The 16,419-nt window shown below is 45.2% G+C and carries 16 protein-coding genes; 10 read left to right on the plus strand and 6 right to left on the minus strand.

Annotation, left to right across the window (positions count from 1 at the left end):
* Positions 1–1,163 (plus strand): iron uptake porin (locus tag DXY35_RS03445; RefSeq protein WP_115081096.1); only part of this gene is annotated, 1,163 nt, incomplete at its 5' end.
* Positions 1,164–1,258: 95 nt separating this feature from the next.
* Here the strand turns inward: DXY35_RS03445 and DXY35_RS03450 are convergent.
* Both DXY35_RS03450 and DXY35_RS03455 read right to left on the minus strand, forming a co-directional pair.
* Positions 1,259–1,483: a hypothetical protein gene (locus tag DXY35_RS03450; protein ID WP_115081097.1), complete on the minus strand. Its 225-nt coding sequence runs from the start codon at positions 1,481–1,483 to the stop codon at positions 1,259–1,261.
* Positions 1,484–1,560: 77 nt separating this feature from the next.
* On the minus strand, positions 1,561–2,229 hold the full coding sequence (locus DXY35_RS03455) for a Fe2+-dependent dioxygenase (protein ID WP_115081099.1): 669 nt from the start codon (positions 2,227–2,229) through the stop codon (positions 1,561–1,563).
* Between the two features lie 114 nt (positions 2,230–2,343).
* On the opposite strand from DXY35_RS03455, the gene DXY35_RS03460 reads away from it, so the two are divergent.
* The 5 genes from DXY35_RS03460 to DXY35_RS03485 all read left to right on the plus strand — a co-directional run bounded on the left by DXY35_RS03460 (position 2,344) and on the right by DXY35_RS03485 (position 6,879).
* Positions 2,344–3,348: an extracellular solute-binding protein gene (locus tag DXY35_RS03460; protein WP_115081101.1), complete on the plus strand. Its 1,005-nt coding sequence runs from the start codon at positions 2,344–2,346 to the stop codon at positions 3,346–3,348.
* A 143-nt stretch (positions 3,349–3,491) separates the two neighbouring features.
* Positions 3,492–4,076, plus strand: coding sequence for a ferritin (locus tag DXY35_RS03465; RefSeq protein ID WP_115081103.1), 585 nt, complete (start codon positions 3,492–3,494; stop codon positions 4,074–4,076).
* A 454-nt stretch (positions 4,077–4,530) separates the two neighbouring features.
* Positions 4,531–4,824, plus strand: a complete 294-nt coding sequence (locus tag DXY35_RS03470) for a 2Fe-2S iron-sulfur cluster-binding protein (RefSeq protein ID WP_170950499.1) — start codon at positions 4,531–4,533, stop codon at positions 4,822–4,824.
* A 331-nt stretch (positions 4,825–5,155) separates the two neighbouring features.
* A complete protein-coding gene (locus DXY35_RS03480) occupies positions 5,156–5,923 on the plus strand; it encodes an alpha/beta fold hydrolase (protein WP_115081108.1) in 768 nt (255 codons plus the stop codon).
* Positions 5,924–5,928: 5 nt separating this feature from the next.
* Positions 5,929–6,879 carry an NAD(P)/FAD-dependent oxidoreductase gene (locus DXY35_RS03485; protein ID WP_170950500.1) on the plus strand — a complete coding sequence of 317 codons (951 nt, stop codon included), beginning with the start codon at positions 5,929–5,931 and terminating at the stop codon, positions 6,877–6,879.
* A gap of 51 nt (positions 6,880–6,930) precedes the next feature.
* On the opposite strand, the gene fldA is transcribed toward DXY35_RS03485, so the two are convergent.
* Entirely contained in the window at positions 6,931–7,440 is a 510-nt protein-coding gene (gene fldA / locus DXY35_RS03490; protein WP_115081149.1) for a flavodoxin FldA, read from the minus strand.
* 879 nt (positions 7,441–8,319) lie between these two features.
* The gene (locus DXY35_RS03495; RefSeq protein ID WP_114987779.1) at positions 8,320–8,868 is read right to left on the minus strand and encodes a Crp/Fnr family transcriptional regulator; all 549 of its coding nucleotides are present in this window, start codon (positions 8,866–8,868) and stop codon (positions 8,320–8,322) included.
* A 1,279-nt stretch (positions 8,869–10,147) separates the two neighbouring features.
* Here DXY35_RS03495 and DXY35_RS03505 point away from each other — a divergent pair.
* Positions 10,148–10,519 (plus strand): DUF3104 domain-containing protein, encoded by a 372-nt coding sequence (locus DXY35_RS03505; protein WP_371681728.1) that lies wholly within the window; start codon positions 10,148–10,150, stop codon positions 10,517–10,519.
* A 1,901-nt stretch (positions 10,520–12,420) separates the two neighbouring features.
* Entirely contained in the window at positions 12,421–12,555 is a 135-nt protein-coding gene (locus DXY35_RS13075) for a high light inducible protein (protein ID WP_115081116.1), read from the plus strand.
* 1,165 nt (positions 12,556–13,720) lie between these two features.
* Here DXY35_RS13075 and DXY35_RS03520 read toward each other — a convergent pair.
* Complete coding sequence (locus DXY35_RS03520; protein ID WP_115081118.1) at positions 13,721–14,047, minus strand: ferredoxin; 327 nt, start codon at positions 14,045–14,047, stop codon at positions 13,721–13,723.
* Positions 14,048–14,073: 26 nt separating this feature from the next.
* On the minus strand, positions 14,074–14,820 hold the full coding sequence (locus tag DXY35_RS03525; protein WP_115081120.1) for a phycobilisome rod-core linker polypeptide: 747 nt from the start codon (positions 14,818–14,820) through the stop codon (positions 14,074–14,076).
* 157 nt (positions 14,821–14,977) lie between these two features.
* Between DXY35_RS03525 and DXY35_RS03530 the strand changes: the two genes are divergently transcribed.
* Together DXY35_RS03530 and DXY35_RS03535 are read left to right on the plus strand one after the other, a co-directional pair.
* Positions 14,978–15,385, plus strand: a complete 408-nt coding sequence (locus tag DXY35_RS03530; protein WP_115081122.1) for a hypothetical protein — start codon at positions 14,978–14,980, stop codon at positions 15,383–15,385.
* A 205-nt stretch (positions 15,386–15,590) separates the two neighbouring features.
* Positions 15,591–16,022, plus strand: a complete 432-nt coding sequence (locus DXY35_RS03535) for a hypothetical protein (RefSeq protein ID WP_115081123.1) — start codon at positions 15,591–15,593, stop codon at positions 16,020–16,022.
* Positions 16,023–16,419: the final 397 nt, after the last annotated feature.

Genomic DNA, 16,419 nt, shown 5'->3' on the forward strand with positions numbered 1-16,419 from the left:
TCGAGGCCCGCGTGGGCGAACTGGAAGCAACCCAGTTCTCCACCACCACCAAGCTGCGTGGTCAGGCCGACTTCTTCATGGGTGCCGTGAAGTATGACGATCGTGATGAGTGCAATGAGGAAGTAGCCGGAGCTTGCGAAAGCGACGGCTTCAACTTCTCTTACCGCTACACCCTGAATTTAGACACCTCCTTCACCGGTAAGGATCGGCTGTACACCCGCCTGCGTTCAGGCAACATGAGCAACGTCTGGACGGAATCAGACTCATATCTGTCCGATGCCAAGAGCGGTGATAACACCCTCAAAGTGGACAAGCTCTGGTACAGCTTCCCAATTGGGGATGAGTTCAAGGTCACGGTTGGTCCGTTGATCGAGAACTACTACATGATCGAGACACCCACCCGCTACAAGCCAATCCTCAAGGCCTTCAAACTGGGTGGATACGGCGCAGTCCTGGGTGCCAGCACCGGTCAGGGCTTTGGTGTGCAGTGGCGTCAGGATGTTGACCCTGGTGATGCAGCCTTCAACATTGCGGTCAACTACGTTGCCGACGGTGGTGACGGTGCAAAGAGCACCTCTAAAAAGCAGATGTTCGGTGAAGACACCGATGCTTACCTGCTGAGCCAAGTTGGCTATGGCAACCGTAAGTGGTATCTCTCAGCGCTTTATGCCCTGAAGAATGCACGCCAGCCTGATGGGTCATCGACAGCTAAAGCAGCAATGGGTTACTCAACCCCCACTGCTAAGAACTTGGCTCACCCCCTGCACGCCGTCGGCCTGCGCGGGTACTGGTCGCCAGAAGACAGCGGCTTCATTCCCACCATCAGTGCGGGTCTGGACTTCGGCTGGGCTGATAGTGAGTACTACGGCAATGCAGAGGCCGTGAAAGGCTGGATGGTTGGCCTGAACTGGAATGATGCCTTCATGGAGGGCAACAAACTCGGACTGGGCTTCGGTTCCTATTCCAGCTACGCAACCGAAATTCGTGACCGGCCCAATGGCGGCGACCAAAACTTCGCCATCGAGGCTTACTACGACTTCGCTGTAACCGACAACATCACCATCACTCCCGCAGTGTTCTGGGTTGATGATGCCAAGGGTAAGGATCAAATTGATGGCGCCAACAAGCTTGGCGGTCTTGTCAAGACAACCTTCAAATTCTGATCATAAAGATCAGAAGAAAAGGCGCCCCTCGGGGCGCTTTTTTATTGGCATAAAAAAAGGGGGCATTTGCCCCCTTGGAATAAATCAGAATGGTGTCACCAGCAGTTCTCGCCCTCTCCAATAGGAACACAAATATCTTCTTGCTCTGCCTTTTTCTTTAGAGCAGCAGCATCGGAATCCAACACACTTTCCTCATTCACATCTTGATCAGTATTCCACTCCTTAAGGCCGCCAGCACTCTGTGCGTGAACAGATGGGGCCGATGCAACAAGAAGGGACGTCGCAGCAGCAAAGACTGAGATAGCAGAGGGCTTTGGCATTGGGATAGCTCAACTAATCCAATTCTAAGCAAGAGCTACACTACAAAAATCACGCAGAAGCTATCAAAAGCTACAAATCAGCTCGACAGACGTCGGACAGCGTTCGTATAGCTTTGAAAGATCAGATCAAGTTCATCCGATCGTCCATGGCGAGCTAACAAACCCCGGGCACCAGCATCGATAGTGAATAACATTGAGCGGTCGTCAGCTGCCTTGACATAACTCTCAATCCAGCCGACACATACATAACGTTCACCGCTCAAAACCGGTGTAACACAATGAAGTGTGGATGACGGATAGAGAACAACTTGGCCAGGTGGCAAGCGAAATTCCTTGGTGTCCTCACCACCAGTTTGGATCATTAATGATCCGCCCTCATAGGAATCTTCATCACTGAGAAAGCAGGTGAAAGACAAATCCCGGCGACCATGGCGGGAGAAAGGATTATCAACATGCCATCCATAAGAATCTCCAGCACTTGATCTAGAAACCAACAAACTATGGACCTTACGAACAAGTGAAAAACTTTTGACCAGGGGGTCACTCGTTAATGCTGTAGAAATACAATTGCTAATCGCAAGTGTGAGCTCAGCATTCGGATCGAGCTGGTAGTTTTTCTTCACCAATGCAGCCTGGTCCCCTGCGGTCAGTCGGCCATCTCGCCAGGGAAGGTTGGGAGCACTGAGGCGCTGCTGAAGGTCACGAACTTCATGAAGAGGCAATAGAGAATGCGTCAGGAAGTCCATCGGTCAAAGAGTCTCAGGAATAAAAGCGTTTAACAAATGCTACGAAACAGACAATCAAAAACAGCTGACAACTGGATTTACAGACCTAGCATAGGTGAAATCATGTTTTGAAGCATGCGTAGGTTCTTTGCAGCGCTGAGTCTGGTGGCACCAATTGCTGCCCTACCTTCAGTGGAAGCAAAGGAAGTAAGGGTGTACTCAGGCCGGCATTACAACACTGATCGTGCTGCCTACAAACAATTCAGTGAAGAAACTGGGATCAAAGTCAGACTGATCGAGGCCACAGGAATATCACTGGTTGAACGTCTTAAACGAGAGGGAGAAAATTCAAACGCCGATGTGATTCTGTTGGTGGATGCAGCAAGGATTAACAACGCTGCAGAAGCAGGTCTTCTGCAGCCGGTGTCTTCGAGTGAACTCCAGTCGAATGTACCTTCACGCTATCGCGATCCATCAAATCGATGGTTTGGTTTCACGAGGCGCGTAAGAGCCGTCATTGTAAATCCCAATGTCGTTGATCCAAAGACGATTAAGACCTATTCCGATCTTGCAAATCCAGCACTCAAAGGAAAACTCTGTTTGCGTAAAAGAAAAAACGTCTACAACCAATCACTGGTAGCAGATCAAATCATATTGAAGGGTAAAAGTGATGCTTCTGTTTGGGTCAAAGGAATGGTCAAGAATGTAAGCCAGCCTTACTTTGGTGGTGATGTATCACTAATTCGTGCAGTTGGACAAGGTAAATGCGGGGTTGGACTTGTAAATCATTACTATCTTGCACGAATGCAGGCAGGGGCAAGTGGTAAAAACGATCAGAGGGTGACATCAAACATTAAATTGATTATGCCAAATCCAGCCCATGTGAATATCAGTGCCGCAGGAGTTGCTAAGTCCGCAAAAAACAAAGCAGAAGCACTTCAATTTATTGAGTTTATTTCGTCACCAAAAGGTAGCAGACTGATTGCAGGGCCAACCTTTGAATATCCACTGAAAAACCTTGGCACATCGAAAGAATTAAAAGCATTTGGACAATTTACCCCAGACAATATTTCTATTAGTGCTTTAGGCGCAACGCAGAAAACCGCAATCAAAGTGATGGCAGATTCTGGCTGGCGTTGATCTGAATAGCTCAACAATTGACTGGAAAAATCTAGATTTCAGTTGCTTTTGATAATGACTCTCATTTAACTTGGTGCAAATAACACACCATTCGAGCAATTCGACTTGCCTATGCGTATCATTTGGACATTGACAGGTAAAAAATGCTGAGCACAACCAATTCGGTCTCCGCGTCATCTATCGCCTGCGGCCCATCAGGTCGTGCAATTGCAGAAGCAATTGACCCTGATCTCCTAAGCGCGATCCAAGCCCACCTCAACATGGAAAGGCAGGCCCATGCCTCCTATTTCGCTGCAGCAATCTGGTTTGCGGAGCGGGAGTTAAGGGGATTTTCCCGATTCTTCCGAGACGAATCCAACAGCGAGCATGAGCATGCTGCCAAATTCGCGGAATACATCATTGCTCGAGGTCAAAGCGTTGCGCTTCAAGTGGTTGATGCTCCCTTGCAGAACTGGGCATCCCCTGCAGATGTGATGGCAACCGCATTTCAAATGGAGGTTGACGTCACAGCTTCGTTGCAACAGCTGTATTCAATGGCAGAGAGAGTGAGCGATACGCGTACCACGGTGTTTCTCGACCCGATGGTGGAAATGCAAACCCAATCAGAACATGAATTTGCACACCTTCTTGGTCGGGTGAAGTTTGCAGATAATCAAGCGGCGGCTTTATTGCTCATCGACAATGAGCTTGATCAAGGCAATAATAAACCTGCATCCCTTCAGGGATAATTCATTCAAACCAGAAAGTTGATCAATAGGTATCAACTTTCTGGTGTCAACTATTAAGCCCTTGTGGATCAATTACGAAACACTTAATATCCCGCATCAACGATTTCGGGGAAACCTCAAGGTATTCAGAAATAAGCCGATGAGACCACCCTTGGTTTCTTAGTGCCAATGCAATCTTCAGTCGTTTTTTACGCCAACCATTAGGAGACCCTAAATAGCGTGAAACTCTAAGGGATGAATTTGAATTCATGACATTAGCCAATATTTGAGGGATAAAATAAATGAAAGCACGCGAATCAATCAAACAACAATTGAATGTTGCCTGTCAACAGCATATAAGCGCGACGGGTGAATAGCTAACATCAATCTAGAACGTAGCCAATGATGCTCATGCAAGATACATATATGAGCAGAGGAAACTAATTGCAGTTATTGTATGATTTTAGATGGAGTAATGACCTCATTCAAGGTCGAATTAAGGATGCCTGATGGAGTCAAATACTTCGAATGTCCTGATGATGAATACGTTCTAGAGGCAGCAGAGCAGGCTGGGATTGATATGAGTTATTCATGCAGAGCTGGAGCATGCAGCACCTGTGTAGGAAAGATCATCGAAGGAACAGTTGATCAATCTGATCAAAGTTTTCTTGATGATGAACAAATGGAAGACGGCTATTCACTTCTATGCGTAGCTTATGCAACATCAGATTTGATCGTAAAGACTGATTGCGAAGAAGAGCTTTGGTGACAATGGATGGAACGATAGGATCATCGCAAAATGAATCTACTTAGGGAAAGCCAGATTAGTTTGGTTGATCAGTATCTAAATGCGTCCTGTTTCAACAAAATAAGCGACAGAATCTATCAGAACATGCTGAGTTACGAATCAAAGGCCGATCCAATAGAAAAAAAATTGATTAAAAGGATCAAAGAACAAGTAAGGAAAGGAAAGGTTGTGCTTTCTTCTGAATCAAAGGTGAAAGCTTGATCGCCCTGGATGTGATAAAGAATACAGCCAGTCGTCTTCTCTGGGAGAAAACATAATCAAAAGCATCAGAAAATATGAAAAATAAAATCAGATGAGCACCAGTCAGATACTTTGGATTGATCTCCAACCTTCACTGTATTGCCTTTTCAAGCGAACAGCGCAAAGCTTGGATCAGCATTTTGAAGTCAAAAGATGGTCATTCGAACATGATCTTGATGAATCATGTGATGTTGAAGTCGTCCACAGCCTAATGAGGCACACGATAGAGAACTCTTCAACTCCAGTTCACCTTGTAGGCCACGGTATAAGCGGTACAATTGCATATTTATTTGCTCAAAAATATCCCAACAATATATCATCAGTTTCCGTGCTATCAGTAGATACCCACTCGACAAATCAATGGACTAGTCATTATCAGAGTATGCGGAGCCAATTACCCTGCTCAAGATTTCATATTTTAAGCCATCTGAGCCGACTATTGGTCGATGCAAAAACTGAACAGGTTTACAATATTATGACAAAGCTATTAGCAAGATGCTTGGATAATGATTTAGTGTATGGATCTATTGTCAAAAGCCAACCAATCACGAATCTAAATAGAGCGGAAGTTCCCATACTGGTGATTAATGGTGAAAAAGACTTTGTTGTTGATGAGCAGAGTGATATCAGATGGAGACACTGCCTAAAACCTGGGGACTGCTACCAAAAAGTAGCTAACGGACGGCATTTCTTCCCATTTACAGAGTGGAGTCAAACTGCAAAAATGATCGAATCATTTGTCAGGATGGTACCTGAACAAGATCAGAACCAAGTCCCTAATAGCTGCAAGAATCTGAGTATTAGTAAAACCAACTCATGAATCAAATGAATACCTTCGACGTCATCATTATTGGTGGAGGACCAGCGGGTTGCTCTTGTGCATTGTATACAGCAAGGTCAAATCTATCGACAATTATCCTGGATAAAAATCCAGCTGTTGGTGCACTTGCTATCACTCACAAAATTGCAAACTATCCGGGTGTGGAAGGAGACACATCAGGTGAGGAATTATTAAAAACGATGAGAAATCAAGCAATTAACTATGGAGCGGAATACAAGCAGGCTCAAGTTTATGGTATCAGCATGACTGATTCAGAAAAAACTGTATATACACCAGAAGGTACATTCGTCGGGAAGACATTGGTACTTGCAACTGGTGCAATGGGAAGAGCATCAACACTACCCGGTGAGAACGAATTTCTTGGTAAAGGGGTGAGTTATTGTGCGACTTGTGACGGAGCTTTTTATAAAAACCAAGAAGTAGCTGTCTATGGTTCAAATCATGAAGCAATTGATGAGGCACTTGTACTCACAAAATTTGCATCAACAGTACATTGGATAACCAACAATAAACCAAACGTAAAATCTCAAGCAGTAGAAATCCTTCTCAATTCAAAAAATGTGAAGCATTGGAAGCGCACAAGGCTCACCTCCATCCATGGAGATGATCAGGGAGTTAATGCTGTCAAAGTGCAATCATCTGCTGATCGTGATGAGCAGATGATCCAAGTTCAGGGTGCTTTTGTATACTCCACAGGCTCGCTTCCCATCACCGATTATCTACAAGAACAGGTACCGGTTAACCCAAATGGTGGAGTGAGAGTAAACAGCGACATGATGACAGATCTAGAAGGAGTCTGGGCAATCGGTGATATACGCAATACACCCTTTAAACAGGCTGTTGTTGCTTGCTCTGATGGATGCATTGCAGCGATGGCGATTGACAAGTATTTGAATAAGCGAAAGGACGTCCGGGTAGATTGGGTGCATCGATAAAAAAAGCGCCATCTAGGGCGCTTATGTATACAGTTTAGCAACAAGATAAGTTCAAGACTCGTTGTTAATTTGCTGAACCCATGCCTGCAAACGTTGATCCGTTAATTCCGACTCATTGTCTTCATCGATTGCAAGTCCGCAAAACTTACCATCAATAACACTCTTTGAGTCATCATAGGTATATCCTTCTGTGGAAACCTTACCAATCAACTTGGCACCAGATTGAAGAAAGGCCGTATACAGTTCCTCCATGGCATCACAGAAGAAATCTGAATAACCGGAGGAATCACCAAGACCAACGATTGCGACTGATTTACCAGCAAAATCCTTGTCAGGAATTTCCTGAACCAGATCATCCCAAGCTGTTCCTGACCGGGCTTCATCAGCACCTGTATTCCAGGTTGGAACACAGCAAATCAACGACTCAGCTGAAACCAATTCATCGATTGAATCGATGTTGTCAACGTCCTTCGCTTCTGTTCCAGGAAGAAGCTCTTTGAGTCGATCAGCCACATCCTCGGTCTTGCCAGTAGAAGTGGCGAAGAAAATAGTGAAAGTCATGCAAAAGAGATCGCCAATCAAGATTCGCAAATCATCGCTCTCCTGGATTAAAGCTTGTTTCAACTGCAAGTGAAATCAGTTACACCCAGACAACTCATTCACCTAGGTCTCCCAGACAAATTCTTATCTAAGACTGTCTAAGGCGATTCAAAGACTCGCGATACTCCGATAGTGCTTGGTCAAACCCTGTCTCGCGGATACGCTTGAGCCAACGGAGACGAACCAAGTCATCACGTTCAATGTGGTCAATGAATTCTTCAAGTATGGCTGATCCAACAAGCATGTCGAACTCTAAAGACCAATGCCAAACTTTAAAAAATACTTTGAACGGCGGCCAGTCAAATGATTCTTTTGGCTAGATCTTAAGAAATACCAAGCTAAAACAAAAAAGCAAAGGCAATGCAAACTGAATGGTCTATAAAATTAGCACGTCATCTGATTTTTAATTTCAGAACAAAGCCAAGCAAATCAATGGGAGCATCAAAAGATGCGTAATGATTGAGTCTGCTAACTTTAAAATAGCGTAAATTCTAAACAATAATTGCCCAAATCGTTAGCCGTTAAGGCTTCCGTGAATAGCTAGAGTAGCAGTTTAAATAAGACGACACGAAAGTTGAACTGTTGATAGGCAACGGGACAACAATTCTTCTAAAAGGAATTTCTGTATAGATTGACAATCAAGAGAATGGCTAATCATATTCAAAGAGTCTTTCATAACAAAACATCTAGCCTGGTAACAAGATATTTCCGCAAAAAGACGTTCTTTAAGCTGAGGATGCTGACAATGCTGTATTGAACGACTCGCACATTCAAGTCGTCGACGCATCCATTCAGCCTCTATGCAGAGATCTCCAAGAACACCAAAGGAATTCACGATCTTCAAAATTGGAGTGGTGAAGAGTTGATGAGGTCAGGTGCAATACGCATCGTGACATCGCCAGACGACATGGCGATCATGTCAGCTTGACGCCATTTCGAGAGAAGACGGGTTGTGGTCACCCGGGTAGCACCGATCAACTCACCAAAACGATCATGAGTTAAACGGAAGGGAAGCTGATAAGCATCACTGCAACGAAGACCAAGGCGGTTAACCAGAAGTGCCAACAGAGCATGAAGCCGCTGTTCTGCTTGGCCCAGATGACGGACTCTCAGGAGCTGCAACGTCCACTCATTGACTGCGTCGATTCCGAATTCGTCTGCGGAGACTGAATCACGTCGAAACTTCAGGGCCGTAAGTGCCTCAACACAAGCCCCGTCGCTGCACATGCGATCAGTACGAAGCCTGTCTCCTGACTGCAAAAACGCCAAAGTCATTCCCTCGGTTTCCTCACAAGGGCAATACACCCGGCAAACCCCCTCCAACACCTCAAGAACGGTGGCCTGATCGCGACCGGCAGGATCCAGCAGAACGGTCTGAAGCCTGGGCATCGACAAAGGTGCCGCAGGATCATCCGGCAAGAACCGGTAGGAAGAGGTCGTCACGAACTATCGCGATTGAGAATTACTCGCAAGAGTACAGACTCCTTGTCGATATTGCAAGTCATTCTCAATAAGGCCCTCAAATTGAGATTCTTTCTCAATACGCTGCAAGCAAGCTCCCTCAGTACTCAGAAGAAGTGAGCGGAGCAGCTGAGCATCGCCCTGAATTCGAAGCATCGGCTTGATGTGGTTATGGCCCAGTACACCGCGCTCACTGAGTACCCGATAGATCGCTTACAACGCTGAGACGTTCTTATTGAGCGTATGCGCTGTAATTCCTTGTCAAGACACAAGGAACACAGCTTTTGTTTTGATCAGACCCCCACCCGCCTGCGGCGATGGGAGAAAGCTCACCGTTTGGACGGTACAGATAAAAGAAAGTCAAGAAACAGCTGATGCTCCTGGGGTCCATGAAGGAGAGCGACCACTTGGGGCCCGAGAGTCATCAGGTGCATGAACGGCAGGTCGGGCAATCCCATCAACAAAAAAGCAATACCCATCACTGGATGCCCCCAGGAAAGAGGGGTGGGTTGGGTCACCGACCGCCAACTTGCCATCTCTAATAGGGTGGCCAGCCTTTCCACATCAGCACAGAGCTCTGCCAATCACCAGTGAGATCCATTTCACAGAGCTTCAAGTCCTCCATCCAATGGTTCCCCCATGACCATGGAGCGCATGTTTAGGGGGGTCTGGATGCTCGTCACAAGCGGCGAGCTCGTTCAACGATTTGTCTTGCGACAACATTCGGGTGACTCATTTAGCCATTGCCACCAACTCATCTGTATCGAGTCTCATTCCTGACAGGGGTGATTGTGTCTAAGGAGTCCCCAAACCTCCATCCAATGGCTCGAAACCCTTGCCATTGGGCGCTTGAGCAACCTGACTCCCTCTCTGGCGAGCGGGGAGTCAGTTCAGCGTTAGATGGGTGAGTGATCTCGCAAAACAAAGTCCCTGAGTTGCTCGCAGGAGTCGCCGTGATTTGAGGCACAGCAGAGATGGTTATTGGAAACCTTCGGCTTTTTCACCTTTGCGGTGGACAACCGGATTAAAGCTTCAGCCCCTGCAGCTCAACCTGGAACAGCAGCTCGTTCACGGTTTTGGTGAAGTTATGGACGTTGGCGAGTCTCATTTGATCAGTGTCACCTTCTCTTAAGAACGGGCAGTAGCAATGGACAATGCGATGGTGACCTTGGAGGCCCACCTCCATCCAATGGCCCCTGCATGACCATTGGGCGCTGATAACACCACTGGCTCCCTCTCTGACGATGCGGGGGGTCAGATCAGCGTTCGTTCATGGGCTGTACATGTCGAACTGCCTGAAGCGGTCGGAACCTACTTGAAAAGATGTATGTCCATTGATCATGAAAAGAACACCTCGAAGCCCCAACAAAAAGATCCGATCTTTCTACACGTCAAGGCAGGGATGGCCGTGATCATCAAGCAAACAGATGGGACATGGCACATGGCTGACGTGGTTAACGTCATTGGTAGCGCCAAAAGCCCTAAAGTTCCAAAGTATTTCCAGGTAAAATATGTGGATAATCACGTCACCAACTGGGTCAACGCTGACCTCGTGAGTCACATCGTTCCAAGGGTCTGAACCGCTGGCAATGATGCCGAATGAGAAAGCCACTACAACTCGGCACGTGGGCACCATCATTTGGACGCTGACATCGCTTGATCTAGAAAAAGACCACTACACAGCAAAGATGATTTTGTGCTCGGAGTCCCCAAACCCCCATCCAATTGCAAGCCGTGGTCCTTGGGCGCTGATAGAAAAGGTGGCTTCTCTACTGACCGGAAATTAGTTCAGCGCTATCTAACTGAAAGCGGACTCCAGATCATGAACTAAGATCTAAAAATCATTTCTTACTCAGAATGCACAGATCTTAGAGAACTAAGTCGCCTGCATGGCATGAAAGTATATCGTGATTAATTAAATAATTGGTCAACTATTCCGATAGCCGGTTCATCGCAAAATAAAGTAAACAAGTCACCTAGACATGCTTCGTGATCAAATCATGATCCACGCAAAAGCTATTTACCTTAGATCTATCGATGAAAGTCTTCTCTCTTGAGTGGCGTTTTTCTTTCATTGTTCCTAACATAGAAAAACGCTGCAACAGCAACAGACAAAAGCGGCAATGCCGCAAAAAGCAAAAGGGCAATAGCGGTATAATCTTGATACATGGTAAATAGAATTTAGAATATAATAATATCTAAATCAGAATTTAATCTGTCAAACTTTGTCCATACTTAGACCAAAAGATATTTCACACTGTTAGCAAATAAACAACGGCGTCGACGCCTCATAACAGAAATAGCAAGAAGGCACACGATAACAACCTATGAATATCTCCACAAAACCCTAAATAGAGATGCAAATTAGCAGCTTTACAACTTAAATTTCATGCGTTGAGAGAAATCCAACCATAAAGCTCTAACTTTTCTTGGCTTCAAATCCCTCTCGAAAAGAGTCTAAATCTTGCCGTGCCCTTAAATAAGTGATGAAACGATCGCAGGTTTGGGATTCCATCCAGTTCGCCTCTGAGGCGATAACTTTGGCGTAAAGCGCACGCTCGGTTTTAGTTTCAAACCGTACTAGACCGTTCTCCAAAGGGGCATGAACAAAATAATGCCAGTTAGGCTCTACCAACTTAATCGATAAGCTAATAAGAGCCTAAAGATTAATAGAGTAGATTTTGTACAAAATTAACTAAGGAATGCATGGAAATTGATTTGATCGAGTAAAATATAAGACATGAAAAGGATGCACAACGAAAAAGTGTTTTCGGAATGTTCAGTTAAGCCTCTCCCAAGGCTTCACAAGTGATTATCAATTGTGCTGCATGCCACATCAATTGAAAGTATTTGTCACAGACAATACGAAAGCCCTCGGTCAAGCTAACTAAGTCGTCCTTGGACGGGATCGACGGGCCAATGCACTCTTCTCTCTCGCTGGGCTAGCGAGAGGGGAGATGGCCCCTTGCGCTACTTTAAAACGTATTTTTTGCGTCAAGACCCACAGTCTCGCAATAGTTCGTTCTATAAGTAGTTGCCCGTCCAAGGTCAGCAAAAGCCCCGAATTTCGGGGCTTTTGCATGATTAGACATCAGGCAAAGGCAGAACATATTGAGCACATGAACCATGTGATGGCGTAACCGCAGGGGCGGTTGTAAACGATGCCGGTCAACGGGATCGAACCGCTGAGCAAATGGCACCCATAGATGCCACTTGTAAACGAGGGATTCGGCCAAAATCCATCGCTTCAGGAATGCACGGAACATCTGTTGAAGTATTTGGTCCAACACCAACTCAAAAACCCGAAACGGTAACTGGCAACGGGCTGTGAAATGACAAGACTCCGTTTTCATCCGGGTGGGTCCTGGGTGCTGTCAAAGCCGCGTTCGGCTCAGGGGAAGGAATATGGGTCCGGTTGATTCATTTGGCGCAACAGCAGAAGAGAAACACCTATAAAATAATTAATTTCCTAAAGACTCTATGGACAGCAAGTGGGGTTTTACTAATTTCGCTGAAACCTGGAATGGCCGCTTGGCCATGATGGGATTCATCATTGGCCTTGGCACTGAGCTACTCACCGGTCAAGGAATCCTTGATCAGATGGGGATGGGGTGATGACGAAAAAGGAGATTGATGTTTGGGCACCCGAAACAAACCTTGGGTACGTCAAGCTCATTTACTTCGGGATGCTTGTAGCAGCAATTTGTATCGGTGGGAACACAGCACTTGGCTCAATTTGGACGGGTATGGTTATTGAGCAGTAATGCATGAGCTGACTACTTTTTTAGTTGATGGTGTCGACTGGTCAGGACAACGCATCGCAACAGTGCAAATACTCATTTGAAACTGCCATACGAAAAATCTGCTGCACGCAGATCCGACCAGCATTTCATACTTTAGTTGGAAGATTCAGTCGCATGGGCCTTCCATCCAATGGTTTCTCCAATAACCATTGGGCGCTGAGTGTCAGCGTTACCATCCCGCGCCGACACAGCAAGCAACGGCCTGACTCCTCTTATGAAGGGGAGGAGTCAGATCAGCGTTGTATGAACACTTGTAGGCAACGAGTCCACGACATTGATATGACTCATTAAGTCACTGCAAACGCCTCATATTGTCAGCACTTAATCCGTAGCTAGAGCAATAATTAGTCTGGAGCGTCCACAACCTCCAGCCAATGGTCTAACTACAGCCATTGGGCGCTGAGTTACGCTGACTTCTCTGCCAATGAGGATCGACGGGGGAGTCAGTTCAGCGTTAATCAACTTCCCAGGAATCATTATCATCCGTGTTGAATTCAAAAGTATCTCAACGTCTTGTGATATTGAATTACAATGATGCGAACAATGAGGAGCTAGTTGGCCTAGCTCTGGAATTAGTAGAGGAATCGAACGGCGGGATTCAAGTACGAGTACTTAGGGATTCAAATGTAGTTAGCTGTGTATCGGTGGTTCCCTTAAAAGAATGCAGAGTGGATGACTTGCAGGGATGTGACTGCTGCGAATAATTAGCAGCAATTACAACTAGAGCAACATTACTCATCACCGGCATGACCATCAGCACATGGCTGAGAGCAGTAAATCTTGCCTTCTTTCTCGATGGCTTTTTACGGATTGAAGCTGTAGCCACAGGATAATATGCGCAAGAGTGCTTAGTAGTTTGCATGCCATTGACGAAGTATTCAAACCTTTATAGATCAAAAATTGATCGACGTATCCCTCAAACAAGTTCATAGCATCTTGTTTCTTCAGTCAAAGAAGAACCAAAGTATTCAAATAGCTCATATCTCTACGCCGTCATCACGGTCTTCAAAGTCTTTCCAATGAATACAATCAACGGGACAGGTATCAATCGCCTCCTGGATTCGATCTATTGAATCGCCATCTTGTCGCACAGCACGGCAACGACCTGTTTCTGGGACCATAACAAAAGTATTAGACGCCACATGTGCACAGTAACGACAGCCAATGCAATCAGACTCATCAACCCAAACTGCTTTTTCACGTAATGCTCCACCCAATGATGGCTCTAGCCCAGTGCGAAGACCACTGCAATTACCTGATTTAGCGGAGAAAGCTGCCCCAACTGATTTTTCCGAAATGTACATAATTCTGGTTTGACACAATCTCTAGCTCAAATCGTAAACATCTGGCGGAAGACTAAAAGAACCAAGGAAACACTTCCAATGCCTAAAAGAAACAAGAAAACAAACCAGAGTTTAAAAAGACGCCCCTCGGGCTTTTCATAAATCAGACGGGATACCGTCATTGGCCGACTGATTTTATTGAAGGCATCTACAGAGATCATTAATTCGTCACGAATCAGTCGATCACGCCAACTTTCTCCATAGCGAGGAAGTCGCTGATAGATAGGCATCTCTCCTTGAGAGCGTCCTGGCAAAATACGATTTACTTGATCGGGAATTCCATCAATTCCAAATCTCTCAAAATACTCAGGAGATTCCAAGATGTCATCAACAAAAGCTGCAAATCCCTGTTCGGCAATAACAATGGACCAAGATTTTATTTCATCTAGTCCGTAAACAGGACGACCAAGGACACGACCTATGACCTGCTCAACTACTCGATCGTTCCCATTGCATTCGACGTAGCCCCTATAAAAACGATCCGAAAGTAGTAGTCCTCTCATAAAATCTCTTACGGTGATAGAACCTGACCTAAGCTGTGATTCTAAAAATCGATCACGATCACATCTCATTGCATGAAAATATATCTGCCGATAACACCTTTCAATTATTTCTGACGACAAATCAGGTGCTCGATCCAAACAGGGTTGACGAGAAGCTGATATTGAGTCAACTCGAGAGTTTTGACTTGATGGCTTGAATGGCAAGCGAGCCCTGGCAGAAAGGAAGGCCAATTAATCTGAAGTGATATTGCATTATTAAAGACATTAAAAAATTACTGGCAAAAACAATGAATACCTCTATCGAAGATAATCAAGACACCTCGCGATTACAAAAGGCATATTATAAAGACCATTTGATACCACATTAGGTAATTTTTAAAAGTCTAATGTGGCAACGCTCTTTAATGATGGATTTGATCATTACGGCCAATTAGCTATGGCGTTGAGCGAATTCGAAATTGCGATGGGTGGGCTTACTTCAATTCCGGTTGTGGGTGGACTAATCTTTCTAGGATATAAGTCTCTAGGCGAAAGTTCCTTAGATACAAGCAAACTTAAACCCAAAAAAAAGACAGCAGTCGCAAAGGGAGCACCCACACCGGACAAGAAAGACCCTGGAGCAAAAAGGCAAAAGATAGAGAAAAATATTAATACGACTAGCACTAACAAAGAAATAGCATCTGCGGGAGAACAGCCAAAGCCAGCTAAGGAGAAAACTGCAATATCAAGCAAAAATCAGACTGAAGACAAATCAAAAGTGATGCCACCAAATCAAACAACCAAACTGGAAAAGTAGGAAATATCAATAAAGCCAAGCAGGAAAACATGTAGTCAATATGTCTAATCGAGCCAAGCCTTCTCTGCTTAATATGAGTAGAGTAGGATTGGCTGCCAGTAGAAGCATAAAATATACGATCAGCATGTAACAAGATAAGCATTCAGTCGCCATTATTACTACCCAATGAGATCGATATTCACCTTGTAAAAGCAGCATCGAAGACATGTATTACTATCAAATTATTTCACAAGGAAGCCGGAGCCAACGAAGATATGATTTTACATTGATGGACATTCTCAATGTTCTTGTTGGGGTTACCGCGATCTTCTGGATTGCCGCTGGAATCAAAACACATAGCGATTGGATTCAATCGATCTTTGTCAATGAGAGCAAAAAAATCCGGCAACAAATAGAAATAATTAGTGAGTTTGGCTACGGAGCACTCAACACACGCAACACACTTGAGGTCAAGAAAGGACTGGTCTTTGCCTATTGGGACAAGCCCCTTGGAAAACAAAAAAACGAGGGAACTCCAGAACAAATGCAAAGTCCACTCATTTTTCAGCTGGTATCACTAAACCTTATTGCTTGCGCATCAATTGCATTATTAATAGTTCTGAGCAGAGGTCTTTTTTCAATACTAGGTCTGATTTAAACGCACCTAAACTTTAACTGAATTCTTAGACCTACTAATAGTTCTAACGCTCCATGACCACAGGTCAAAGCGAATAATGATGTCTCACTTTGTCTAGGTCATAGTGCCAAACATTCCACAACATTTCTGGCGTGCATTTGGATGAAGCTATTACCTCATCTGTACTGCACTTAACTCATGGCTAGTGAGACAATTCTTGTGGAAGTTCTATTACAGCACTTCTATCCAATGGAGTGATGACCATTGGGCGCTGTTCAGGGACTGACTCCTCTTCTGAACGGGGGGAGTCAGTTAAGCGTTACTGGCGCCTGAACATCGAAAAGTGATATTTGCCTGTGCGCTCTACTCGTGCGGTGTTCATCATATAGTCCAAGCCAGATCCTGATCCGTGGTTCCT

Source organism: Synechococcus sp. N32 (assembly GCF_900473895.1).
In the GTDB taxonomy this organism is placed as follows: domain Bacteria; phylum Cyanobacteriota; class Cyanobacteriia; order PCC-6307; family Cyanobiaceae; genus Parasynechococcus.

Excerpts from the sequence above, each read along its gene's own strand:
- DXY35_RS03520 (WP_115081118.1), bottom strand. The coding sequence starts at position 14,047 with ATGTACATTTCGGAAAAATCAGTTGGGGCAGCTTTCTCCGCTAAATCA.
- DXY35_RS03450 (WP_115081097.1), bottom strand. The coding sequence starts at position 1,483 with ATGCCAAAGCCCTCTGCTATCTCAGTCTTTGCTGCTGCGACGTCCCTT.
- DXY35_RS03495 (WP_114987779.1), bottom strand. The coding sequence starts at position 8,868 with ATGCCCAGGCTTCAGACCGTTCTGCTGGATCCTGCCGGTCGCGATCAG.
- DXY35_RS13075 (WP_115081116.1), top strand. The coding sequence starts at position 12,421 with ATGGACAGCAAGTGGGGTTTTACTAATTTCGCTGAAACCTGGAATGGC.
- fldA (WP_115081149.1), bottom strand. The coding sequence starts at position 7,440 with ATGACTTTCACTATTTTCTTCGCCACTTCTACTGGCAAGACCGAGGAT.
- DXY35_RS03480 (WP_115081108.1), top strand. The coding sequence starts at position 5,156 with ATGAGCACCAGTCAGATACTTTGGATTGATCTCCAACCTTCACTGTAT.
- DXY35_RS03535 (WP_115081123.1), top strand. The coding sequence starts at position 15,591 with ATGTATTACTATCAAATTATTTCACAAGGAAGCCGGAGCCAACGAAGA.
- DXY35_RS03460 (WP_115081101.1), top strand. The coding sequence starts at position 2,344 with ATGCGTAGGTTCTTTGCAGCGCTGAGTCTGGTGGCACCAATTGCTGCC.
- DXY35_RS03455 (WP_115081099.1), bottom strand. The coding sequence starts at position 2,229 with ATGGACTTCCTGACGCATTCTCTATTGCCTCTTCATGAAGTTCGTGAC.
- DXY35_RS03470 (WP_170950499.1), top strand. The coding sequence starts at position 4,531 with ATGACCTCATTCAAGGTCGAATTAAGGATGCCTGATGGAGTCAAATAC.
- DXY35_RS03465 (WP_115081103.1), top strand. The coding sequence starts at position 3,492 with ATGCTGAGCACAACCAATTCGGTCTCCGCGTCATCTATCGCCTGCGGC.
- DXY35_RS03485 (WP_170950500.1), top strand. The coding sequence starts at position 5,929 with ATGAATACCTTCGACGTCATCATTATTGGTGGAGGACCAGCGGGTTGC.